Consider the following 22,718-nt stretch of genomic DNA (forward strand, 5'->3'; position numbering starts at 1 on the left):
GAGTTCGCGCCCCTGCTGTACCCGATGTATGCGCAGCGCTACGGCGTCACCGTGGGCCGCGCGGTCGACGACCTGCGTTTTAGCCGGCTGGGCCCGCGCGAGGCCGCCCGGCTTGGCCTGCCCGAGGGTCACCCGGCGCTGGCGGTCAGCCGCGTGGCGTTCGACCTGGCGGGCCGGCGGGTCGAGTACCGGCAGACGCTGGGCAACGCCGACGACTTCCACTATCGCGCCGAGGTCCGCTGACGCGCCCCGCCTCGCTGCCACCCCATACCTACAGACCCCGAGGAGACCCATGCGAAATTCCATCCGCCTTTGCGCGACCGCCCTGTTCGGGCTCGCCGCCTGCGCCAGCGGCCTTGCACTCGCGCAGGCCTGGCCCGCCGCCAAGCCCATCCGCCTGGTGGTCACCTACGCGCCGGGCGGTGGCGCCGACACCATGGCCCGCATGATTTCCCCCCGCCTGGGGCAGGAACTCGGCCAAACCATCGTGGTGGACAACCGGCCCGGCGCGGGCGGCCAGATCGGCACGGACATCGTTGCCAAGTCCGCGCCGGACGGCTACACCGTGCTGCTCGATGCCGCCTCGTTCGCCTCCAACCCGGCGCTTTACAAGCGGCTGCCCTATGATCCGGCCAAGTCGTTCATCCCGGTCTCGGTGCTGGCGCTCTATCCCAATATGCTGGTGGTGAATCCGCAGTTCCCGGCCAAATCCGCGCAGGAACTGGTGGCGATGGCCCGCGCCAAGCCTGGCAGCATCGCCTACGCCTCGTCGGGGAACGGCTCGGCGCAGCATCTCGCCGGCGCGCTGTTCGCGCAGCGCATGAAGCTGGATCTGCTGCATGTGCCCTACAAGGGAGGCGGCCCGGCCATGGCCGATGTGATCGCGGGCCAGGTGCCGGTGTTCTTCGCCAACACGGCCTCGGGCCTGCAGCATGTGCGCGCGGGCAAGCTGCGCGTGCTGGCGGTGACCGGAGCCCGGCGCACGGCCATCCTGCCGGACACCCCGACCATGACCGAAGCCGGCGTGCCGCGCTATGAAGTCTATGAATGGAACGGCGTGTTCCTGCCGGCGGGCACGCCGCCGGACATCGTGGCGCGCCTCTCGGAGGCGATCCGCAAGGTCATCAACCTGCCGGAGAACCGCGAGCGCATCGCCAGCCTGGGCGGCGAGATCGTGGCCGGCACGCCGGCCGAGGCCGCGAAGTTCGTGCAGGCGCAGACGAAGGAATGGGCCAAGGTCATCAAGGACGGCAACATCCAGCTCGACTGAGGCGGGCAGGCCCTGGCGGCGCTATCGGATTGAAGCGAAGCGGTCGTGGCCAGGGCGGAGCAGGGAATCCGGACCACGCAGTGATCCGCCTGCGCAGCGGTGCGCGCCGGCCAGCGTGCACGCGCCCCGCAAGGGCGCGGCCGCGGACAGTACGACTGGCAAGGCAAGGCCGCGCAACGACGCCAGGATCTTCTTGCTGGTGCCGCTCAGTCTATCGGATCCAGCTTGGCCACCGAGAGCGCCAGCCACTTGGCGCCGTGCCGCTTGAACTTGATATTGGCGCGGGCATCCGCGCCGTCGCCTTCGAGCGCCGTGATCACGCCCTCGCCGAACTTGTTGTGGAACACGCTCTGGCCGATGCGCAGCCCGGAGCCGGCCTCGCGCTTGGAGTCGGCGTAGCCGTTGCCGGTATCCATGCCGCCGGTCGGCTTGGTGCCCGAGTAGGGCACGTCTTCCGCCTTCTTGAACCAGTCACGACCCCAGCCGCCGTCGTTCTGCTGGCGGCGCTGCGAACCGTAGGCTTGCGCCGGCGGCGTCAGCCACTTGAGCGCTTCGTCGGGCAGCTCCTCGAAGAAGCGGGAGCGCACGTGATAGCGCATCTGCCCGTGCAGCACGCGGCTCTGCGCGAATGACAGGTAGAGCCGCTGGCGGGCGCGGGTGATCGCCACATACATCAGGCGGCGCTCTTCCTCGAGGCCGTCGGCCTCGTTCGCGCTGTTCTCGTGCGGGAACAGGCCTTCTTCCAGCCCGGTGATGAACACCGCGTTGAACTCGAGGCCCTTGGCCGCGTGCACGGTCATCATCTGCACCGCGTCCTGGCCGGCCTGCGCCTGGTTGTCGCCGGCCTCGAGCGAGGCATGGGTCAGGAAGGCCACCAGCGGCGTCATCACCACGGGCAGCGCTTCGGGGTCCAGCACCTGCTGGGCCTGGTCGCCATCGGCCAGCGCCGGCAGCGCCGGCCCGCCGTCGCGTCCCACCGGGATCGCGCTGGCCAGCGCGTCCAGCCCGTAGCCCTCCTCCGTCACGAAGGCCTGCGCCGCGGTCACCAGTTCCTGCAAGTTCTCGATGCGGTCCTGGCCTTCTTTCTCGCCGCGGTAGTAGGTGATCAGGCCGCTGGTATTGGTCACGTATTCGACCGTCTCCGGCAGCGTCATGCGGCGCGTCTCCGCGCGCATCTGCTCGATCAGCCGCACGAAGGCGCCGAGCGTGCTGCCGGCCTTGCCGGCCACGTAGGCCACGGCTTCCGCGAGCGAGCAGTCATACTGGCGCGCGGCGTCCTGCAGTGCTTCGAGCGAGCGCGCGCCGATGCCGCGCGCGGGAAAGTTCACCACGCGCCCGAAGGCGGCGTCGTTGCGCGGGTTCTCCAGCAGCTGCAGGTAAGCCAGGGCGTGCTTGATTTCGGCGCGCTCGAAGAAGCGCAGGCCGCCGTACACCCGGTAAGCGATGCCCGACGAGAACAGCGCATGCTCGATCACGCGCGACTGCGCATTGCTGCGGTACAGGATGGCGATTTCCGAGCGGCTCATGCCCTGCGCCACCAGGTCGCGGATTTCCTCCACCATCCAGGCCGCTTCCTGGCCGTCGGAGCCGGCCTGGAACACCCGCACCGGCTCGCCGTGGCCGGCGTCGGTGCGCAGGTTCTTGCCGAGGCGGCGCGCATTGTGGGCGATCAGGTGGTTGGCGGAATCGAGGATGTGGCCATGCGAGCGGTAGTTCTGCTCGAGCTTGATCATGTGGCGCACGCGGAATTCGTGCTCGAAATCGCGCATGTTGCCGACATTGGCCCCGCGGAACGCATAGATGCTCTGGTCGTCGTCGCCCACCGCGAATACCGCCGCCGGGTTCTGCGTGCCGAAGCCCGCCAGCAGCTTGAGCCACTGGTACTGCAGCACATTGGTGTCCTGGAATTCGTCGACCAGCACGTGGCGGAAGCGGTTCTGGTAGTGCTGGCGGATGGCGTCGTTGTAGCGCAGCAGCTCGTAGCAGCGCAGCAGCAGTTCGGCGAAGTCGACCACGCCTTCGCGCTGGCACTGCACGTCGTAGGCGGCATAGAGGTCGACGAAGCGGCGATTGAAGTCATCGTTGGCCTCCACGTCGGCCGGACGCAGGCCCTGCTCCTTGGCATTGTTGATGAAGTACTGCAGGTTCTTGGCCGGGTACTTCTCGTCGTCCACGTTGAGCGACTTGAGCAGGCGCTTGAGCGCCGAGAGCTGGTCCTGGCTGTCGAGGATGGCGAAGGTCTGCGGCAGCCCGGCGTCGCGGAAGTGGGCGCGCAACATGCGGTTGCACAAGCCGTGGAAGGTGCCGATCCACATGCCCCGGGTGTTGATCGGCAGCATCGAAGTCAGCCGCGCGGTCATTTCCTTGGCGGCCTTGTTGGTGAAGGTCACCGCCAGCAGGCCGGCGGGCGACACGCGGCCGTTCTGGATCAGCCACGCGATGCGCGTGGTCAGCACGCGCGTCTTGCCGCTGCCCGCGCCCGCCAGGATCAGCGCCGGTTCGTCGGGCAAGGTGACGGCGGCAAGTTGTTCGGCGTTGAGATTGGCAAGCAGGTCGGACATCGGGAGGGCCTTGTGGAGTGCCCCGAATTATACCGGGGCGCACCCCCGGCCCGCGGCGGCCGGCCGCCGCCCCGTCGCGCGCTGCGGCACAGGTAGCACCAAGCGCACAATGCGCGGGCTTTCCCCTCTCCCGGAGTAAGCAGAAATCCACCCGGGACGCCGAAGCAGCGGCAAAATAGCGGCCGGATTACGCCAGCATCGCGCCCGGATCGCTCCCGGGCCACCCATGGATCGGCCCTGAAATGCGCCCGGATGGCGCGGTACTGCCCTGCGCGGGCCCATTTCCCGCACCCGGCACCCCGCCTTCCGTATAATTTAACGTTTCCCGGCGCGTTGCCCCTGCCCGCCTGGGCCGCAGAATCCGACGTAATCATCGACACCCGAGCATGACCGCCCAAGACCAGTCCCTTGCCAAGAGCTTCGAACCCGCCGCCATTGAGGCCAAATGGGGCCCAGAGTGGGAGAAGCGCGGCATCGCGAAGCCGACCCTCGACTCGGACCGCCCCGATTTCTGCATCCAGCTGCCCCCGCCTAATGTGACCGGCACGCTGCACATGGGCCAYGCSTTCAACCAGACCATCATGGAYGGCCTGGCCCGCCACGCCCGCATGTCGGGCGCCAACACGCTGTGGGTGCCCGGCACCGACCACGCCGGCATCGCCACCCAGATCGTGGTGGAACGCCAGCTGGAGGCACAGGGCGTGTCGCGCCAAGAACTCGGCCGCGAGAAATTCACCGAGAAGGTGTGGGCGTGGAAGGAAGAGTCCGGCTCGACCATCACGCGCCAGATCCGCCGCATGGGGGCTTCGATCGACTGGAGCCGCGAGTACTTCACCATGTCGCCGGAAATGTCCCAGGCGGTCACCGAAGTGTTCGTGCGCCTGTTCGAGCAGGGCCTGATCTACCGCGGCAAGCGCCTGGTCAACTGGGATCCGGTGCTGGGCACCGCGGTGTCCGACCTGGAAGTGGACAACGTCGAGGAAGAAGGCTCGATGTGGCACATCCGCTACCCGCTCACCGAAGCCGACAGCGTGCACGGCCTGACCCACCTGACCGTGGCCACCACACGCCCCGAAACGATGCTGGGCGACGTGGCCGTGATGGTGCACCCGGAAGACGAGCGCTATGCCCACCTGATCGGCAAGTCGGTCAGCCTGCCGCTCACCGGCCGCGACATCCCCGTGATTGCCGACGAATACGTCGACCGCGAGTTCGGCACCGGCGTGGTCAAGGTGACCCCGGGCCACGATTTCAACGACTACGCGGTGGGCCAGCGCCATAGCCTGCCCCAGCTGTCCATCCTCACGCTCGACGCGAAGATCGTCGCCGACGCCCCGGCCGCTTACGCGGGCCTGGACCGCTTCGACGCGCGCAAGCGCATCGTCGAGGACCTCGACGCGCAGGGCCTGCTGGCCGAAGTCAGGAAGCACAAGCTGATGACCCCGCGCAGCGAGCGCACCGGCAGCGCCATCGAGCCGATGCTGACCGACCAGTGGTTCGTCGCCATGAGCAAGCCGGCGCCCGAGGGCACTTTCAACCCGGGCCGCTCGATCGCCGAGGTGGCGCTCGAGGCCGTGAAAGGCGGCGAGATCAAGCTGATCCCCGAGAACTGGAACAGCACCTACAACCAGTGGCTGGAGAACATCCAGGACTGGTGCATCTCGCGCCAGCTGTGGTGGGGCCACCAGATCCCGGCCTGGTACGACGAGAACGGCAAGTGCTTCGTCGCCCGCACCGAGGAAGACGCCCTGGCGCAGGCCGCCGCGGCCGGCAGCACCGGCGCGCTGCGCCGCGAGGACGATGTGCTGGACACCTRGTTCTCGTCCGCGCTGGTCCCGTTCTCGTCGCTCGGCTGGCCTGAGGAAACGCCCGAATTGCAGCATTTTCTGCCGTCGTCGGCACTTGTTACCGGCTACGACATCATCTTCTTCTGGGTGGCGCGCATGGTCATGATGACCAAGCACTTCACCGGCAAGGTGCCCTTCCATACCGTCTACGTGCACGGCCTGGTGCGGGACTCCGAAGGCAAGAAGATGAGCAAGTCCGAGGGCAACACCCTGGACCCGGTGGACCTGATCGACGGCATCGATCTCGATACCCTGCTCCAGAAGCGCACCACCGGCCTGCGCCGCCCCAAGGACGCACCCAAGATCGAGAAGAAGACGAAGAAGGAATTCCCCGAAGGCATTCCCGCCTTCGGCGCGGACGCGCTGCGCTTCACCTTCGCCTCGCTGGCCACGCTGGGCCGCAACATCAACTTCGACACCGGCCGCTGCGAGGGCTACCGCAACTTCTGCAACAAGCTGTGGAACGCCACCCGCTTCGTGCTGATGAACACCGAAGGCCATGACTGCGGCATGGGCCCGTGCAACAACGACTGCGGCCCGGACGGCTACCTCGACTTCTCGCAGGCGGACCGCTGGATCGTATCGCTGCTGCAGCGCGTGGAAGCCGATGTGCAAAAGGGCTTTGCCGAGTACCGCTTCGACAATATCTCCAGCGCGATCTACAAGTTCGTGTGGGACGAGTACTGCGACTGGTACCTGGAACTGGCCAAGGTACAGATCCAGAACGGCACGCCCGCCCAGCAGCGCGCCACCCGCCGCACGCTGCTGCGCGTGCTGGAGACGGTGCTGCGCCTGGCCCACCCGATCATCCCCTTCATCACCGAGGAACTGTGGCAGAAGGTAGCGCCGCTGGCCGGCCGCGCCAAGGGCGACGGTAGCGAGACGCTGGCGCTGCAGGCTTACCCGCTGCCGGCCGTGGCCAAGATCGACGAGGCCGCCGAGCAGTGGACCGCGCAGCTCAAGGCGGTGGTCGACGCCTGCCGCAACCTGCGCGGCGAGATGAATATCTCCCCGGCCCAGCGCATCCCGCTCTACGCCCAGGGCGACAGCGCTTTCCTCACCTCGGCCCAGGCCTATGTGCAGGCGCTGGCGAAACTTTCCGAGGTAAAGGTATTCGAAGACGAGAATGCCCTGATGGCCGAAGGTGCCGGCGCACCGGTGGCAATCGTGGGCGGTAACCGCCTGCTGCTGAAGATCGAGATTGACGTGGCGGCCGAGCGCGTGCGGCTGTCGAAGGAAATAGAGCGCCTGAGCGCCGAGATCGGCAAGTGCCGGGGCAAGCTTTCCAATGAGAGCTTCGTCGCCAAKGCACCGCCGGCCGTGGTCGCGCAGGAAAACCAGCGTCTGTCCGATTTCGAACAGACGCTGGGCAAGTTGCAGGATCAGCTGCAACGTCTGCCGGCATGAGCTTTGCATCACCAGCAGGGTTGCGTACACCGAAACGATAAGGAAAACCTGTTATGGAAACCCGTGTCACCAAGGCTGTCTTCCCCGTAGCTGGTCTGGGCACCCGCTTTTTGCCCGCTACCAAGGCAAGCCCGAAGGAAATGCTGCCGGTGGTCGACAAGCCGCTGATCCAGTACGCGGTGGAAGAAGCCATGGCTGCCGGCATCACCGAGATGATCTTCGTGACCGGCCGCTCCAAGCGCGCCATCGAGGATCACTTCGACAAGGCCTACGAGCTCGAAGCCGAACTGGAGGCCAAGAACAAGCAGGCCCTGCTCTCGCTGGTGCGCTCGATCAAGCCCTCGCACGTGGAATTCTTCTATGTGCGCCAGCCCGAAGCACTGGGCCTGGGCCACGCCGTGCTGTGCGCGGAAAAGCTGGTGGGCGACGCGCCCTTCGCCGTGATGCTGGCCGATGACCTGCTGGACGGCCAGCCGCCCGTGATGAAGCAGATGACGGACCTGTACGGCCACTACAACTGCTCGGTACTGGGCGTGGAAGAGATCGCTCCGGAACAGAGCCGCTCGTACGGCGTGGTCGACGGCCGCGAATGGGACGAAGGCGTGATCAAGGTCTCCGGCATCGTCGAGAAGCCGGCGCCCGAGGACGCGCCCTCAAACCTGGGCGTGGTCGGCCGCTACATCCTGACGCCGCGCATCTTCGACCATATCCGCAACCTCAAGCCGGGCGCCGGCGGCGAGTTCCAGCTCACCGACGCGATCGGTTCGCTGCTCAGCCAGGAACAGGTGCTGGCCTACCGCTACAAGGGCGTGCGCTACGACTGCGGCAGCAAGCTCGGCTACCTGAAGGCGACCGTCGAATTCGCGCTCAAGCACCCGGAAGTGATGGACGAGTTCAGCACTTACCTGCGCACGCGCGGGTGATTGTTGTCGGTTTGGCTGGATAAGGAAAGCCCTGCAGGGTGGCCGGTTGCCGGCGGCTTTGCGGGGCTTTTTTGTTGGTTCGCTGGGTGAGGGGTTGGGGTCAGGATCAAACGGCTTAACTTCACTTCAAAGTCAACGGCTTTCGCTCCCCCGGAGCGACCTACTTTCTTTTCCCCGAAAAGAAAGTAGGCAAAGAGAGCGGGCTGCCTGGCCGGCAGGGGCAGAAACGTCGGGGTTTCTGGTTGTGGTGGTTTCGTCGTGGTGCCTGCGGTTCTGTTCGCATCCTGCCGTTACCGGTGCGACCAACCACGATCTTGCTGGCGGCTGCGGTTTCGGGGTCAGACCTATGATGGCGAGTGCCCTGCTGGTTCGGCCATCTGCCGTTACCGGTTCTGATGGCCACTGCATCGTTGCCTCGCTGGTTTCGTGGTGGGCGCGGTGGCGCCCACATGAGAGTAAAGAGCACTCAACCACCTGCGCCCCGGTCCACCACGCCCACCACGAAAACACCAGGGTGCTATCTCGTGGCGGCCCGAGTCGGTAACGGCAGATGCCCGAACAAGCAGTGCACCAGCAATCAGGGGCATCACCACGAAACCGGCACCGCCCGCAGCTTAGTGGCCGCCCGAGCCGGTACCGGCAGATTCCAGCAGAACCACCGCCCCCACCACGAATCCGCAAACCGGGTAACCCCTAAATGACACCCCTCACCGCCTCCGCATATAAAACACAAACACCTTGTCCACTTCCTGATGCGACAGCAACTCATTGCCAGTCTGCTTGGCAAACGCCTGGAAATCGCGCGTGGCGCCCGGATCGGTGGCAAGTACCTTGAGGACATCGCCGCTGGCCATGTCGGCCAGCGCCTTCTTGGTGCGCAGGATCGGCAGCGGGCAGTTCAGGCCGCGCGCGTCCACTTCTTTCTGGAACTCCATTCCTCTCTTCCTTTGTCTTTGTGTCCCGGCTCTTTATCCAGGACACTGAGTATTCACGGCCTGTATTGTAGCGAAGCACCGGGCAGGCCGAAGGCGTCGCGCTTGCGCGGGTCGGGAATGTCCTCGCCGGTGTTGCGGTCGAAGAAGCGCACCGGGTGGCCGCGCGAGGCCAGCCAGTCTGCCACCGCGAAGCCGGTGCCCGCCGACCAGATCCGCATGTCCTCGGGCGCCACCAGCTTGTAGTCGGCCAGTTCCTCGGATAGCGCGATCTGGCCGCTGGCCTGCACATGGTAGGCGATGATCAGCTCGTTCTTGCGCATGAACTCGTAGACCCCGATCAGCGACACCGCGTGGGCGTCCAGGTTGGTCTCTTCCTTGAGTTCGCGCGCCACGCCCTGCTCGGGCGTCTCGTCGCGCTCCAGGAAACCCGTCACCAGGGCGAACATCTTCTCGGGCCACGCGGCGTTGCGCGCCAGCAGCAGCTTGCCCTCGTACTCCACCACCGCGGCCAGCACCGGCAGCGGGTTGTTCCAGTGGACGAATCCGCATTCGGGCTGCACGCAGGCATCGCGCTCGCGCCCGGAATGCGGCAGCACTTCCAGCGGCGAACCGCATTGGGGGCAGTAACGGTAATAGGACATTGCGAAGCTCCTTGTCTTTCAGCCTTGCCGGCTTTGTTGTGTTTGTCGGGTCGTCAGCTTGTCACGATGCCTGCTTTCCTGCGTTCTTGCTTGCCGGCGCTCAGGCGGCGCAGGCGTCGCGCATGTCGGCGGCCAGCGCTTCCACCGTTTCCGGCTGCAGGTCCCACGAGCACATGAAACGGCAGCCGCCCGCACCGATGAAGGTGTAGAAGCGCCAGCCCTTCGCGCGCAGCGTTTCGATGGCCGCCAGCGGCAGTTCGGCGAAGACCGCATTGGACTCGGTCGGGAACATGATGCGCACGCCGGGGATGGTGGCGATGCGCTCGTGCAGAAGCTGGGCCATGGCGTTGGCATGGCGAGCGTTGGCCAGCCACACGTCGTTCTCCAGCAGGCCCAGCCACGGCGCCGAGATAAAGCGCATCTTGGAGGCCAGTTGCCCGGCCTGCTTGACACGGTAGGCGAAGTCCTCGGCCAGCCTGCGGTCGAAGAACACCACCGCCTCGCCCACCGGCAGGCCGTTCTTGGTGCCGCCGAAGCACAGCACATCGACCCCGGCGCGCCAGGTGATTTCCGAGGGATGCACGCCCAGCGACGCCACCGCGTTGGCAAAGCGCGCCCCGTCCATGTGCACGCGCAACTGGCGGCGCTTGGCGATGGCGGCGATGGCGCGCACCTCCTCCACCGTGTACACGGTGCCGACTTCGGTGGACTGCGTCAGCGACACCACCTTGGGCTTGGGATAGTGGATATCGGAGCGGCGCGTGACGAGCGCTTCCACGGCGTCGGGGGTGAGCTTGCCGTTGGCGCCCGGCGCGGTCAGCAGCTTGGAGCCGTTGGAAAAGAACTCAGGGCCGCCGCATTCGTCGGTTTCGATGTGCGCCAGTTCATGGCAGATCACCGAATGGTAGGACTGGCACAGCGCCGACAGCGCCAGCGAATTCGCCGCGGTGCCGTTGAAGACGAAGAAGACTTCGCAGTCGGTCTGGAACAGGTCGCGGATGCGGTCGCAGACCTTCTGGGTCCAGGAGTCGTCGCCGTAGGCCTGCTCATGGCCGCTGCCATTGGCTTCGAGGAAATACTTGAGCGATTCCGGGCAAAAGCCGGCGTAGTTGTCGGAGGCGAAGTGCTGCATGGAGGGAAAAGTCCGTGGCGGGTGGATACGTGCTGTGGTCAGCGCGGGCGGAGCGCGCAAGGTCCGCCCGTGCTCACTTCTTGTCGGCCCACAGTTCGCCGCCGGTGGACCAGTTCTCGCGCTTGATGTCGGTGATGATGATATCGACCGCCGAAGCCGAGCAGCCCAGCGTTTCGCAGGTGACGCGGGTGACTTCCTCGACCAGCTTGCGCTTTTGCTCGATGGTGCGGCCTTCGAAGAGTTCTACATGGTATGTCGGCATGGCTAGGGTTCCTCTTGGGTATCGGGGGAGCGGGACCAATGCGCTCGCGCGCGTCAATCGCGGTAGGAAACATCGATTCTATCGAGTTTGCGCAGCAATGACGGCCATTCGAGCCCGCCTTCCAGCGCGCCGTTGTCGTCGAGCTGCGCCGATGCATGCACCGCCACGGCGGGCGGCGGCTGCACGACTTCGCCGCCCGCCTGCGCCGCGATCTGGATCTCGCAGGCCTTGATCAGCGTGGCCATCAGCACATAGGCCTCGGCCACGGTGCGGCCCACCGTGAGCGTGCCGTGATTGCGCAGCAGCATGGCAGGCTGCGCGCCGAGCGAAGCGGTCAGGCGCTCGCCCTCGGCCGGCGTGAAGGCCAGGCCTTCGTAGTCGTGGTAGGCCAGCCGGCCATGGAAGCGCATGGCGTGCTGCGACAGCGCGAGCAGGCCGCGGGCCTGGGCCGACACCGCCACGCCGGCGGTATTGTGCAGGTGCATCACGCATACCGCGTCGGGCCGCGCGGCGTGCACCGCGCCATGCAGCGCAAAGCCGGTGACGTTGACCGGGTGCACGCTCTCGCCCACCACCTCGCCGCGGCCGTTGATCTTGACCAGGTCGCTGGCGCGGATCTCGTCGAAGGCAAAGCCAAACGGGTTGATCAGGAAATGATCCGGCTCGCCCGGGACGACCGCGGAGATATGCGTGTAGATCAGGTCATCCCAGCCCTGCAGCGCGCACAGGCGGTAGGCGGCCGCAAGATCGGCGCGCATGCGCGCCTCGGCCGGCGTGGCGGGCTGGGTGGCGCCGGTGGCGCGGGCAGGCTGCAGGGAAAAAGACATGGAATCGGCTCCTGCGCCACGCGCGTCCGGGCGGCCCGGACGGCGCTCCCGGTGGCAGCGCGCGCGGCGAAGGCGATACTGTAGCGCAAGCCCCGCAGCCCCGTCAGGCGGCGCCCGGGCAGGCCCGCGGGCGCGTCTAGCGCGCAGGCGCGCGCGCCATCCAGGCGAACACCGCGCTGCCCGTCAGCAGGGCCGCGACCGCACAGCACAGGGAGGCGGCAAAGCCGCCGCTGCGTGCCACCAGCGCCGTGGCCAGCGGCGGCCCCACGATCTGGCCCAGGCCGTAGCTGGCGGTCATCAGCCCCATCAGGCGCTGGGCCTGGCCGCCCCACAGGYGCCGCGCCTCGCGCATCGCGAACGACACCAGCGCGTTGAACGGCAGCCCCGCCAGCAGGCTGCTGAGCGCGAATCCGGTCACTGTCGGCCATACCACCGCGACCGCCACCCCCGCCGCCTGCATGGCGTAGGTAAAGGCCAGCAGCTTGCGGTTGTCGCACTCCACCCGCACGCGCGAGGCGACGAAGGCGCCCACGGTCACGCCGGCGCCGAAGATGGGCCAGAACAGGTCGGCCCATACCGAGCCRGGCATGGCCTGGCGCGCGATCACGGGCAGGAAGGTGGCGGTGATGATGTAGCCGAAGCCGGCCAGGCCGTAAGCCAGCGTCAGCAGCCAGGTCTCGCGGTCGAGCCTCGGCACGGCGGATGCCGCAATCGCGGCCGCCGCGGGCACCGGGCCGGCCGGTGGCGCGCCGCGGGGCGCCGGCCGGAACACAGGCCAGACCATGCCGACCAGGACGGCGCCCAGCAACCCGAAGGCCAGCCAGGCCCAGCCCGCGCGCCAGCCGGCGCCGACCATGCCGAAGGCCGAAACGCCCGTCAGCACGATGCCGATGCCGGGCCCGCAGAAGATCAGCCCGCCCAAGGGCGCCCGGCCCATCTCTGCCAGCCGGTGCATGCACCAGGCCGTGCCGTAGACCATCACGAACGCGCTCGCCACGCCCGCCGCCGCGCGCCACACGCCCCACGCCGCCATGCCGCCGGGCGCGGCCATGCCCAGGGTCAGCAGTACGGTGGCGACCAGGCCGAGCCTGACCATGCGCGCCGGCTCCGGGCGGATGAACAGGCACACGGCGGCGCCAGCGAAATAACCCAGGTAGTTCAGCGTCGCCAGCCATCCGCCCTCGCCCAGCGTGACGCTGGCGTCATGCAACATYATCGGCAGCAGCGGCGTAAAGGCAAAGCGGCCTATGCCCATCGCCACGCCCAGCGCAACCAGGCCGGCCAGCGYCACGGTCCAGATGCCGGGCTGGACGTGCGCCGGCGCGAGCGCGGCGGCCAGGCGGTGGTCAGCGCTGCCCATCCGCGCGGCCTCCCTGGAAGAGACGCCGCAGGCACGGGACGATGACGGTGGGGAATGTGAAGTCCATCGCCGCATGCTACGCTCAGGACACGCGACCGAAAAATGAATAATTGAGAACGCAACGATCTTCCGGCGAGATGGATGAGGCGTTCCCATCCGGACTTCCTTCCGGCGGCGCGTGGAACCGCTAGCAAGAGCATCGCAATGGACCTGGCTTCCCTGGAAATCTTCCGCTGCGTCGTCGAAGAAGGCGGCGTCACGCGCGCCGCGGCGCGCCTGCACCGAGTGCAATCCAACGTCACCACCCGCATCCGCCAGCTGGAAAGCTCGCTCGGCGTGGAATTGYTCCTGCGCGAAGGCAAGCGCATGGTGCTGACACCAGCCGGGCAGACCCTGTTCGACTACGCACGGCGCGTGCTGGACCTGGCCGAGGAAGCCCGCCACGCGGTGCTGCCGGCCAAGCCCCAGGGCCGCCTGCGCATCGCCTCGATGGAAAGCACGGCGGCCAGCCGCCTGCCCTCGGTGCTGGCCGCCTATCACCAGGCCTGGCCCGAGGTGCAACTCGAACTGGTGACGCTGACTACGCGGCAGGCCTTGCAGGCGCTGGGCCGCTTCGAGGTGGATTGCGCCTTCGTGGCAGAGCCGCTGGACGACCCTGCCCTGGCCTGGCTGCCGGCCTTCCAGGAGGAACTGTTGCTGATCGCGCGCGAGCAGCACCCGCCCATCGGCTGCGCGGCCGACCTGGAAACCCGCACCATGCTGGCCTTCGATCCGGGCTGCAACTACCGCATGCGGCTGGAGACCTGGCTGGCCGCGGGCAACAGCCCGCCGCGCCGGGTGCTGGAACTGGGCTCGTACCATGCCATCATCGCCTGCGCCGCGGCGGGCATCGGCGTGGCCATCGTGCCGCGCTCGGTGCTGGGCCTTTACCGCGACCTGCCCAAGATCAGCGTGCACACGCTCGGCRCCGCCGGCAAGGTCGATACCGTGCTGGCCTGGCATCCGGCCATGGCCAGCACCGCGCTGGCGGCGCTGGCCGACAGGTTCCGGCTGGCCGCCGCGGCCTGAGCCCGCCCGGTCGGCGGCCGGACGGGGCCGCGCGCCCGGCAGGATGTGCCCGTTCGCCTACACTGGAAGTGGCGCCGCGTGTGCACTCACTGTGCCGGCGTCCCTGCCATGAAGCATGCCCCGATGCACTTGCGATGGCTTGCCGCCGGCACCCGGCTGGCCGCGGCCGCTGCATTCGCCGTCACCCTGGCCGTCCTTGCCATCGTAGTGCCGGCAACGACGTGGTCCGCGACGCAGGCCGCCATGGCCCCCGCCACGCCGGCCGCCCCGGTAGTCGTGATCCCGCTCAAGGGCGCCGTCGGCCCGGCCAGCGCCAGTTTCATCGTGCGCGGCATGGCCCGCGCCCGCGACGGCGGCGCCCAGCTGATCGTGCTGGAAATGGACACGCCCGGCGGGCTGGACCTGTCGATGCGCGAGATCATCCAGGCCATCCTCGCCTCGCCGGTGCCGGTGGCGAGCTACGTCTACCCGGGCGGCGCGCGCGCGGCCAGCGCCGGCACCTACATCCTCTACGCCAGCCATATCGCCGCGATGGCGCCGGGTACCAATCTGGGCGCGGCCAGCCCGGTGCAGATCGGTATTGGCGGCACGGGCGGGCCGCAGAAACCGGAAGCCACGCCCGCCTCGGCGCCGGCCAGCACGCCCCAGCCACAGGACACCATGGAGCGCAAGCAGATGCACGATGCCTCCGCCTATATCCGCGGSCTGGCGCARCTGCGCSRSCGCAATGCCGAATGGGGCGARCGSGCSGTGCGCGAGGCGGTSAGCCTGTCGGCCAGCGAAGCCGTGGAACAGCACGTGGCCGACCTGGTCGCGCCCGACCTGCCGGCCCTGCTGCGCGCGGTGGATGGCAGGCGCGTGCAGGCCGCCGGCGTGGAGCGCGTGCTGCGCACCGCGCAGGCGCCGGTGCAGGTGCTGGAGCCGGACTGGCGCAGCAGCTTCCTGGCAGTCATCACCGAGCCCAGCGTGGCGCTGATCCTGATGATGATCGGCATCTACGGCCTGATCTTCGAGTTCTCCACGCCGGGCATGGTGTTGCCCGGCGTGGCCGGCGCGATCTGCCTGCTGCTGGCGCTGTTCGCGCTGCAGATGCTGCCGGTGAACTACGCCGGGCTGGGACTGATCGCGCTGGGCATCGGCTGCATGGTGGCGGAGCTGTTCCTGCCAACCTTCGGCGCGCTCGGCGTGGGCGGGATCATCGCCTTCATCTTCGGCGCGGTGATGCTGATCGACACCGAGGTGCCTGGCTTCGGCATCCCGCTGTGGCTGATCGGCACGCTGGCGCTGGCCAGCGCCGCCTTCCTGCTGGGAGTCTGGACGCTGCTCTGGCGCGCGCGGCGCATGCCTTCGGTCAATGGCGGCGATGCCATGATCGGCACGCCCGGCGTGGTGCTGGACTTGCTGGACGGCGACGCGCGCGAAGACGGCTGGGCCGAGGTGCGCGGCGAGCGCTGGCGCGTGCACGGCATGCTGCCGCTGCAGCGCGGCCAGCGGGTGCTGGTCACCGGGCGCAGCGGGCTGCTGCTGGAAGTGCGCGCCATCGATGATGCCGCCGCGAACGCCGCAGGCACGGCGGGCGCGGCCGGCACGATCAATCCATCCACTCGAGGAGCATGATCATGGCATTCGGATTCAGCGCGGGCGGTCTCGTCTTCCTGGTCGCCCTGCTCATTGTCTCGTCCATCCGCGTGCTGCGCGAATACGAGCGCGGCGTGGTGTTCATGCTGGGCCGTTTCTGGAAGGTGAAGGGGCCGGGCCTGGTGATCCTGATCCCTGCCGTGCAGCAGATGGTGCGCGTGGACCTGCGCACAGTGGTGATGGACGTGCCRCCGCAGGACGTGATCTCGCGCGACAACGTCTCGGTCAAGGTCAACGCGGTGGTGTACTTCCGCGTGATCGATCCCGAGCGCGCCATCATCCAGGTGGCGAACTTCCTCGRGGCCACCAGCCAGCTGGCGCAGACCACGCTGCGCTCGGTGCTGGGCAAGCATGAGCTCGACGAGATGCTGGCCGAGCGCGAGCAGCTCAATATCGATATCCAGAAGGCGCTCGACGCCCAGACCGACAGCTGGGGCATCAAGGTCTCGAACGTGGAGATCAAGCATGTCGACCTCAACGAGACCATGATCCGCGCCATCGCGCGCCAGGCCGAGGCCGAGCGCGAACGGCGCGCCAAGGTGATCCACGCCGAAGGCGAACTGCAGGCTTCCGTGAAGCTGCTGGAGGCAGCGCAGATGCTGGCCCGCGAGCCACAGGCAATGCAGCTTCGCTACCTGCAGACGCTCACGCAGATTGCCTGCGACAAGAGTTCGACCATCGTGTTTCCGCTGCCGATCGACATCCTCACGCTGGTGGGCAAGCTCAGCCGGCAGGGGACATGATGAAGCAAGGGGACGTGAAAAAAGGCGCCGCAGCGCCTTCCTCCCGTCCCGCGTGACTAAGCGTGACAAACATGCCACCGGTGGTCTTTCCTCTCCCCATGAGGGCAGAGGAGGCCAGGACATCAGGCAGTGCCGACGTCCCTGGCCRGCCACGACGAAAGCATCACACCTTCGCCGCCACCCACTCGCCGACACCTGCCAGCGCCTTCGGCAGGTTGGCCGGCTCGGTGCCGCCTGCCTGGGCCATGTCGGGGCGGCCGCCGCCCTTGCCGCCGACCTGCTGGGCGACAAAGTTGACCAGCTCGCCGGCCTTGACCTTGCCAGTCGCGTCGGCGGTGACGCCGGCGATCAGGCTGACCTTGCCGTCGGCCACGGCGCCCAGCACGATGGCCGCGCTGCCCAGCTTGTCCTTGAGCTTGTCCATGGTCTCGCGCAGCGTCTTGAGGTCGGCGCCGTCGAGCTGGGCTGCCAGCACCTTGATGCCCTTGACGTCGATGGCCTGCGCGGCCAGCTCGTCGCCCTGCGAGGCGGCCAGCTTGCTCTTGAGGCGCTCCAGTTCCTTCTCCAGCGCGCGCACCTGCTCCTGCACCTGGCCGATGCGCGGCACCAGTTCGGACGGCTGCGCCTTGAGCGCGGCGGCGGCTTCGTTGAGCTTGGCGTCGAGCGCCTGCAGGTAGTGCAGCGCGTTGTCGCCGGTGATGGCTTCCACGCGGCGGATGCCGGCGGCCACGCCGCCTTCCACCACGATCTTGAACAGGCCGATGTCGCCGGTGCGCGCCACGTGGGTGCCGCCGCACAGTTCCTTCGAGCTGCCGATCGACAGCACGCGCACGTCGTCGGCGTACTTCTCGCCGAACAGCGCCAYGGCGCCGCTCTTGACGGCATCGTCGAAGGGCATCACCTCGGCGCCGGTGGCGGCGTTCTGCAGGATCTCGGCGTTGACGATGTCCTCGACCCGGCGGATCTGCTCGTCGGTCATCGGCGCGTTGTGCGAGAAGTCGAAGCGGGTCTTGTCGGCATCCACCAGCGAGCCCTTCTGCTGCACGTGGGTGCCCAGCACTTCGCGCAGGGCCTTGTGCATCAGGTGGGTGGCCGAGTGGTTGCGCATGGTGCGCGCGCGGCGCTGCGCATCCACCTGCGCGCCGACGCTGTCGCCCACCTTGAGCGCGCCGCCCGCCAGGGTGCCCTGGTGGCCGAACACGTCGGCCTGCACCTTGGTGGTATCGGCCACGGCGAACACGGCGCTGCCGCTGCGCAGCTCGCCCTGGTCGCCGGCCTGGCCGCCGGATTCGGCGTAGAACGGGGTGTTGTCCAGCACCACCACGCCGGTCTGGCCGGGCTGCATGGTGTCGACGGCGGCGCCGTCCACGTACAGCGCGGTGATCCGGGCGGCTTCGACGGCGAGCTGGTCGTAGCCGTGGAAGGTGGTCTTGTCGCCGTTGTATTCGAGGCCGGCGGCCATCTTGAACTTGCCGGCGGCGCGGGCCTGCTCGCGCTGGCGGTTCATGGCAGCGTCGAAGGCGGTCTCGTTCACCGTCATTTCCTGCTCGCGGCACACGTCCTGCGTCAGGTCCAGCGGGAAGCCGAAGGTGTCGTGCAGCTTGAAGGCGAGTTCGCCGTCGAGCACGGTGCCGCCCTTGGCCTTGACCTCGGCCAGCGCCGCGTCGAGGATGGACATGCCATTCTCGATGGTCTCGAAGAAACGTTCCTCTTCGGCCTTGAGCACTTCGATCACGCGCGACTCTGCCTCGGCCAGCTCGGGATAGGCCTGGCCCATCTGCGCCACCAGGTCCGGCACCAGCTTGTGGAAGAACGGGGTCTTGCGGCCCAGCTTGTAGCCGTGGCGGATGGCGCGGCGCACGATGCGGCGCAGCACGTAGCCACGGCCTTCGTTGCCGGGGATCACGCCATCCACGATCAGGAAGGAGCAGGCGCGGATATGGTCGGCGATGACCTTGAGCGAGTTGTTGTTCAGGTCGGTGATGCCGGTCTCGCGCGCGGCGGCCTTGATCAGCGCCTGGAACAGGTCGATCTCATAGTTGCTGTGCACGTGTTGCAGCACCGCGGCGATGCGCTCCAGGCCCATGCCGGTGTCGACGCAAGGCTTGGGCAGGCGCGGCATATTGCCTTGCTCGTCCCGGTTGAACTGCATGAACACCAGGTTCCAGATCTCGATGTAGCGGTCGCCGTCTTCCTCGGGCGATCCCGGCGGGCCGCCCCACACGTCCGGGCCGTGGTCGTAGAAGATCTCCGAGCACGGGCCGCAGGGACCGGTGTCGGCCATCTGCCAGAAATTGTCCGAGGCGTAGCGCGCGCCCTTGTTGTCGCCGATGCGCACGATGCGCTCGGCCGGCACGCCGACTTCCTTGGCCCAGATGTCGTAGGCCTCGTCGTCTTCCGCGTACACCGTGACCCACAGCTTGTCGGCGGGCAGCTGGTACACCTTGGTCAGCAGCTCCCACGCGTACTGGATGGCCTCGCGCTTGAAGTAGTCGCCGAACGAGAAGTTGCCGAGCATTTCGAAGAACGTGTGGTGGCGCGCGGTGTAGCCCACGTTCTCCAGGTCGTTGTGCTTGCCGCCGGCGCGCACCGAGCGCTGCGACGACGTGGCGCGCGTGTACGGGCGCTTGTCGGTGCCCAGGAACACGTCCTTGAACTGCACCATGCCGGAGTTGGTGAACAGCAGCGTCGGATCGTTCCCCGGCACCAGGCTGGACGAGCGGACCACGGTGTGGCCCTTCGATTCGAAGTACTGCAGGAACTTGCTGCGGATGTCGGAGACTTTCATGTTCTGGGCAGGGCGTCCCGCGGCGTGGCAGGTCGCTGTCGGTCAGGATGGATTTGCAAACCATTGATTATACGGGGAAGCCTGCTGCCGCGGCGCGCCGCCGGGGTTTCGTGGCGCATGCGCGCCGGCGCCCGCCCGGCCGGGCCGCGATGTGCTCCCGGGGGCCTGCCGGTGGTAAAGTGCTGGCTGTCCCGGCCGGACACCCCTGGCGCCGCCCTCAGCGCCGCCCCGGTCACCCCGCAAGCCGCCCTGCATCCGGCACGAGCCAGGCAGGAACCAGACGGCGGGGCCGCCCGGCCTTCCCTTGCCACCCCTTCCGGATTGCATCACACCCCATGGGAGCCTTAAGCCACCTCCGCGTCCTCGACCTGACCCGCGTCCTCGCCGGGCCCTGGTGCGCCCAGAACCTTGCCGACTTCGGCGCCGACGTGATCAAGATCGAGCGGCCCGGCGCCGGCGACGACACCCGCACCTGGGGCCCGCCCTGGCTGCAGGACGCGGACGGCCGCGACACCGCGGAAGCCGCCTACTACCTGGCCGCCAACCGCAACAAGCGCTCGGTCACCTGCGACATCAGCACGCCCGAAGGCCAGGAACTGGTGCGCGCGCTGGCCGCCCAGAGCGACGTGGTGCTGGAGAACTACAAGGTCGGCCAGCTCAAGAAGTACGGCCTGGACTACGAATCGCTCAAGGCGGTGAAGCCGGGCCTGATCTATTGCTCGGTGACCGGCTTCGGCCAGACCGGCCCCTACGCGGCGCGCCCGGGCTACGATTTCATCATCCAGGGCATGGGCGGCTTCATGAGCCTGACCGGCGAGCGCGACGACCTGCCCGGCGGCGGCCCGCAGAAGGCCGGCGTGGCCATCTCCGACCTGATGACCGGCCAGTACGCCACCATCGCCGTGCTGGCGGCGCTGGCGCACCGCGAGCGCACCGGCGAAGGCCAGTACATCGACATGGCCCTGCTCGACGTGCAGGTCGCCATGCTGGCCAACATGAACACCAACTACCTGGCCAGCGGCGTGGCGCCGAAGCGCTGGGGCAACGCGCACCCGAACATCGTTCCCTACCAGACTTTCCAGGCCGCCGACGGCTGGATCATCGTGGCGGTGGGCAACGACGGCCAGTTCCGCAAGTTCGTGACCGCGGGCGGCCACCCCGAGCTGGCCGACGACCCGCGCTTCGCCACCAATCCGCAGCGCGTGGCGCAGCGCGACGTGCTGGTGCCGATCCTGGCCGAGATGGTCAAGCCGCGCACGCGCGCGCAGTGGATCCTCGACCTGGAAAGCGCCGGGGTGCCGTGCGGTCCGATCAATACGCTGGACGACGTGTTCGACGATGCCCAGGTCAAGGCGCGCGGCCTGCGCGTGGACCTGCCGCACCCGAGCGCCGGCGAGGTCAAGCTGGTCGGCAGCCCGATCAAGATGAGCGCGACCCCGCCCGAGGCGGTGCGGCATCCGCCGCTGCTGGGCGAACACACCGACGCGGTGCTCGAAGGCATGCTCGGCTATAGCCCTGAGCAGATCGCAGCGCTGCGCGCCAAGGGCGTGCTGTAAAGGCTTTGCCGTCCGTCCCGCAAGGCGGCGGCCGGCCTTGGCCCGTGCCGGATCCGGCAGCAAAGCAGCAAAGCAGCAAATGAAGCACAAACCGATGACCTGACCCGCGCGCCGCCGGCCGGCGCCTGCCCATACCCACGAAAGGAGTTTGGATGCTGACCGACGCCCTGCTGGCCTTCCTGCACTTTGCCTTCATCTTCGCCCTGATCGCGCTGCTCACGGCCGAGGCCGTGATCATGCGCACCGGCCTCACGCCGGCCACGCTCAGGCGGATCTCGATCTACGACCTGGTCTACTTCCTGTCAGCCATGGCGGTGCTGGCGACCGGCCTGCTGCGCCTGTTCTACGGCGCCAAGGGCATGCAGTTCTACCTGCACAACCCGTGGTTCCACGCCAAGATGACCGTGTTCGTGGTGATCGCGCTGTGTTCGCTGCCGCCCACCTTCGCCATCCAGCGCTGGCGTCGCCAGGCACGCACGGCGCCGGACTTCGTGCCGGCGGCGGCGGAGCTGAAGAAGGCGCGCCGCTGGGTCATGATCGAAGCCCACCTGCTGATCCTGCTGCCGCTGTGCGCGGTGATGATGGCCCGGGGCATCGGCATCTAGGCGGCCCGTCGAAAGAGAGCCGGGACCGCCGCGCTTTCGGGCAGCCTCCCAACCCACCAGAATTCCCATACGTACCCCGCAACTCCAATGCGCATTTCCATGTTCAAGCAACAATTCGCCGCCGCGTTGCTGGCGTTCGGCGCCCTTGGCGCACTCGCCGCCGCGCCGGCCGTGGCTTCCTCGGCCTACCCCGTCAAGCCGCTGAAGTTCGTGGTGCCCTACCCCGCCGGCGGCCCGCTGGATACCGTGGCGCGCGCCATCGGCGACAAGCTCAAGGACAGCCTGGGCCAGCCGGTAGTGGTGGAGAACCGTCCCGGCGCCGGCGGCAATATCGGCGCGGACTACGTCGCCAAGCAACCGGCGGACGGCTACACCATCGTGATGGGCGCGGTGGCCACGCACGCCATCAACCCGTCGCTGTTCGCCAGGATGCCGTACGACCCGGTCAAGGACTTCAGCCCGGTCACCCTGGTGGCGGACGTGCCAAACGTGCTGGTGATGCACCCCGGCAAGGCCGCCGAGCTGCACATCACCGACCTGCGCGAGCTGGTGGAATACGCCCGCAAGAACCCCGGCAAGCTGGACTACGCCTCGGGCGGCAACGGCAGCGCCGGGCACCTGTCGGGCGAGTTGTTCAAGAGCATGGCCAAGGTGAGCATGGTCCATATCCCGTACAACGGCGCCTCGCCCGCGCAGTTGTCCGTGCTGTCCGGCCAGACCGACATGATCTTCGACAACCTTGCCTCGGCCTCGGCCAATATCAGGGCCGGCAAGCTCAAGGCCTTCGCGGTGACCACGGCGGTGCGCGCCGCGGCCTTCCCGGAGCTGCCGACCATTGCCGAAGCCGGCAAGGGCCTGGGGCTGGAAGGCTTCGATATCTCGACCTGGTTCGGCGTGTTCGCGCCGGCCAATACGCCGCGCGAGATCGTCGACCGCCTCAACCACGACATCGTGGCCATCCTCAAGACCGACGACATGAAGGCCCGCCTGGCCCGCATCGGCGCGCAGCCGGCGCCGACCACGCCSGARCAGTTYGSCGCGCTGGTGCAGCGCGAGCTGAAGAAGTATGCGCAGATCGTGAAGGTGTCCGGCGCGAAGGTGGATTGACGACGGGCGCCGGCCGCGCCGGCGAGGGCGCGCAATGCGCCCCGGCCC

At 67.9% G+C, this 22,718-nt stretch carries 18 protein-coding genes; 10 read left to right on the plus strand and 8 right to left on the minus strand.

The window, feature by feature from the left end:
- Both AC1DO7_RS04870 and AC1DO7_RS04875 read left to right on the plus strand, forming a co-directional pair.
- Positions 1–243 (plus strand): UTRA domain-containing protein (locus AC1DO7_RS04870; RefSeq protein WP_477115849.1); only part of this gene is annotated, 243 nt, incomplete at its 5' end.
- 49 nt (positions 244–292) lie between these two features.
- Positions 293–1,270, plus strand: coding sequence for a tripartite tricarboxylate transporter substrate binding protein (locus AC1DO7_RS04875; protein ID WP_441613144.1), 978 nt, complete (start codon positions 293–295; stop codon positions 1,268–1,270).
- Positions 1,271–1,476: 206 nt separating this feature from the next.
- Here the strand turns inward: AC1DO7_RS04875 and AC1DO7_RS04880 are convergent, their stop codons facing one another.
- Positions 1,477–3,831: a UvrD-helicase domain-containing protein gene (locus AC1DO7_RS04880; RefSeq protein WP_441613146.1), complete on the minus strand. Its 2,355-nt coding sequence runs from the start codon at positions 3,829–3,831 to the stop codon at positions 1,477–1,479.
- Positions 3,832–4,217: 386 nt separating this feature from the next.
- Here AC1DO7_RS04880 and AC1DO7_RS04885 point away from each other — a divergent pair, with 386 nt between their 5' ends.
- Both AC1DO7_RS04885 and galU read left to right on the plus strand, forming a co-directional pair.
- Complete coding sequence (locus AC1DO7_RS04885; protein WP_477115850.1) at positions 4,218–7,085, plus strand: valine--tRNA ligase; 2,868 nt, start codon at positions 4,218–4,220, stop codon at positions 7,083–7,085.
- 53 nt (positions 7,086–7,138) lie between these two features.
- Entirely contained in the window at positions 7,139–8,008 is an 870-nt protein-coding gene (galU, locus tag AC1DO7_RS04890; protein ID WP_441613148.1) for a UTP--glucose-1-phosphate uridylyltransferase GalU, read from the plus strand.
- A gap of 707 nt (positions 8,009–8,715) precedes the next feature.
- On the opposite strand, the gene AC1DO7_RS04895 is transcribed toward galU, so the two are convergent.
- From AC1DO7_RS04895 to AC1DO7_RS04920, 6 genes are all read right to left on the minus strand, one after another.
- A complete protein-coding gene (locus AC1DO7_RS04895) occupies positions 8,716–8,943 on the minus strand; it encodes a sulfurtransferase TusA family protein (RefSeq protein WP_011297045.1) in 228 nt (75 codons plus the stop codon).
- A gap of 53 nt (positions 8,944–8,996) precedes the next feature.
- Positions 8,997–9,584 (minus strand): NUDIX domain-containing protein, encoded by a 588-nt coding sequence (locus AC1DO7_RS04900; protein WP_441613149.1) that lies wholly within the window; start codon positions 9,582–9,584, stop codon positions 8,997–8,999.
- A 100-nt stretch (positions 9,585–9,684) separates the two neighbouring features.
- Positions 9,685–10,716, minus strand: coding sequence for a threonine aldolase family protein (locus AC1DO7_RS04905; protein WP_441613150.1), 1,032 nt, complete (start codon positions 10,714–10,716; stop codon positions 9,685–9,687).
- A gap of 73 nt (positions 10,717–10,789) precedes the next feature.
- Entirely contained in the window at positions 10,790–10,978 is a 189-nt protein-coding gene (locus tag AC1DO7_RS04910; RefSeq protein WP_441613151.1) for a 4-oxalocrotonate tautomerase, read from the minus strand.
- A 53-nt stretch (positions 10,979–11,031) separates the two neighbouring features.
- Positions 11,032–11,805, minus strand: a complete 774-nt coding sequence (locus AC1DO7_RS04915; protein ID WP_441613152.1) for a class II aldolase/adducin family protein — start codon at positions 11,803–11,805, stop codon at positions 11,032–11,034.
- A 136-nt stretch (positions 11,806–11,941) separates the two neighbouring features.
- Entirely contained in the window at positions 11,942–13,165 is a 1,224-nt protein-coding gene (locus AC1DO7_RS04920) for a YbfB/YjiJ family MFS transporter (protein WP_477115851.1), read from the minus strand.
- 204 nt (positions 13,166–13,369) lie between these two features.
- On the opposite strand from AC1DO7_RS04920, the gene AC1DO7_RS04925 reads away from it, so the two are divergent.
- The 3 genes from AC1DO7_RS04925 to AC1DO7_RS04935 all read left to right on the plus strand — a co-directional run bounded on the left by AC1DO7_RS04925 (position 13,370) and on the right by AC1DO7_RS04935 (position 16,614).
- Entirely contained in the window at positions 13,370–14,233 is an 864-nt protein-coding gene (locus tag AC1DO7_RS04925; protein WP_477115852.1) for a LysR substrate-binding domain-containing protein, read from the plus strand.
- Positions 14,234–14,341: 108 nt separating this feature from the next.
- Positions 14,342–15,850, plus strand: a complete 1,509-nt coding sequence (locus AC1DO7_RS04930) for an NfeD family protein (protein WP_477115853.1) — start codon at positions 14,342–14,344, stop codon at positions 15,848–15,850.
- Between the two features lie 2 nt (positions 15,851–15,852).
- Complete coding sequence (locus AC1DO7_RS04935; RefSeq protein ID WP_477115854.1) at positions 15,853–16,614, plus strand: slipin family protein; 762 nt, start codon at positions 15,853–15,855, stop codon at positions 16,612–16,614.
- Positions 16,615–16,777: 163 nt separating this feature from the next.
- Here the strand turns inward: AC1DO7_RS04935 and alaS are convergent, their stop codons facing one another.
- A complete protein-coding gene (gene alaS, locus AC1DO7_RS04940; protein WP_477115855.1) occupies positions 16,778–19,402 on the minus strand; it encodes an alanine--tRNA ligase in 2,625 nt (874 codons plus the stop codon).
- Positions 19,403–19,737: 335 nt separating this feature from the next.
- On the opposite strand from alaS, the gene AC1DO7_RS04945 reads away from it, so the two are divergent.
- The 3 genes from AC1DO7_RS04945 to AC1DO7_RS04955 all read left to right on the plus strand — a co-directional run bounded on the left by AC1DO7_RS04945 (position 19,738) and on the right by AC1DO7_RS04955 (position 22,670).
- Positions 19,738–20,958 carry a CaiB/BaiF CoA transferase family protein gene (locus tag AC1DO7_RS04945; protein WP_441613158.1) on the plus strand — a complete coding sequence of 407 codons (1,221 nt, stop codon included), beginning with the start codon at positions 19,738–19,740 and terminating at the stop codon, positions 20,956–20,958.
- Between the two features lie 152 nt (positions 20,959–21,110).
- A complete protein-coding gene (locus AC1DO7_RS04950) occupies positions 21,111–21,563 on the plus strand; it encodes a DUF2214 family protein (protein WP_441613159.1) in 453 nt (150 codons plus the stop codon).
- A 99-nt stretch (positions 21,564–21,662) separates the two neighbouring features.
- Complete coding sequence (locus tag AC1DO7_RS04955) at positions 21,663–22,670, plus strand: tripartite tricarboxylate transporter substrate binding protein (protein WP_477115856.1); 1,008 nt, start codon at positions 21,663–21,665, stop codon at positions 22,668–22,670.
- The last annotated feature ends 48 nt before the right edge of the window (positions 22,671–22,718 follow it).

Source organism: Cupriavidus sp. 05N40 (genome assembly GCF_056397305.1).

Bases quoted from the DNA above. Each gene is read 5' to 3' on its own strand.
- AC1DO7_RS04875 (WP_441613144.1), top strand. From the start codon at position 293: ATGCGAAATTCCATCCGCCTTTGCGCGACCGCCCTGTTCGGGCTCGCC.
- AC1DO7_RS04880 (WP_441613146.1), bottom strand. From the start codon at position 3,831: ATGTCCGACCTGCTTGCCAATCTCAACGCCGAACAACTTGCCGCCGTC.
- galU (WP_441613148.1), top strand. From the start codon at position 7,139: ATGGAAACCCGTGTCACCAAGGCTGTCTTCCCCGTAGCTGGTCTGGGC.
- AC1DO7_RS04895 (WP_011297045.1), bottom strand. From the start codon at position 8,943: ATGGAGTTCCAGAAAGAAGTGGACGCGCGCGGCCTGAACTGCCCGCTG.
- AC1DO7_RS04900 (WP_441613149.1), bottom strand. From the start codon at position 9,584: ATGTCCTATTACCGTTACTGCCCCCAATGCGGTTCGCCGCTGGAAGTG.
- AC1DO7_RS04905 (WP_441613150.1), bottom strand. From the start codon at position 10,716: ATGCAGCACTTCGCCTCCGACAACTACGCCGGCTTTTGCCCGGAATCG.
- AC1DO7_RS04910 (WP_441613151.1), bottom strand. From the start codon at position 10,978: ATGCCGACATACCATGTAGAACTCTTCGAAGGCCGCACCATCGAGCAA.
- AC1DO7_RS04915 (WP_441613152.1), bottom strand. From the start codon at position 11,805: ATGTCTTTTTCCCTGCAGCCTGCCCGCGCCACCGGCGCCACCCAGCCC.
- AC1DO7_RS04945 (WP_441613158.1), top strand. From the start codon at position 19,738: ATGGGAGCCTTAAGCCACCTCCGCGTCCTCGACCTGACCCGCGTCCTC.
- AC1DO7_RS04950 (WP_441613159.1), top strand. From the start codon at position 21,111: ATGCTGACCGACGCCCTGCTGGCCTTCCTGCACTTTGCCTTCATCTTC.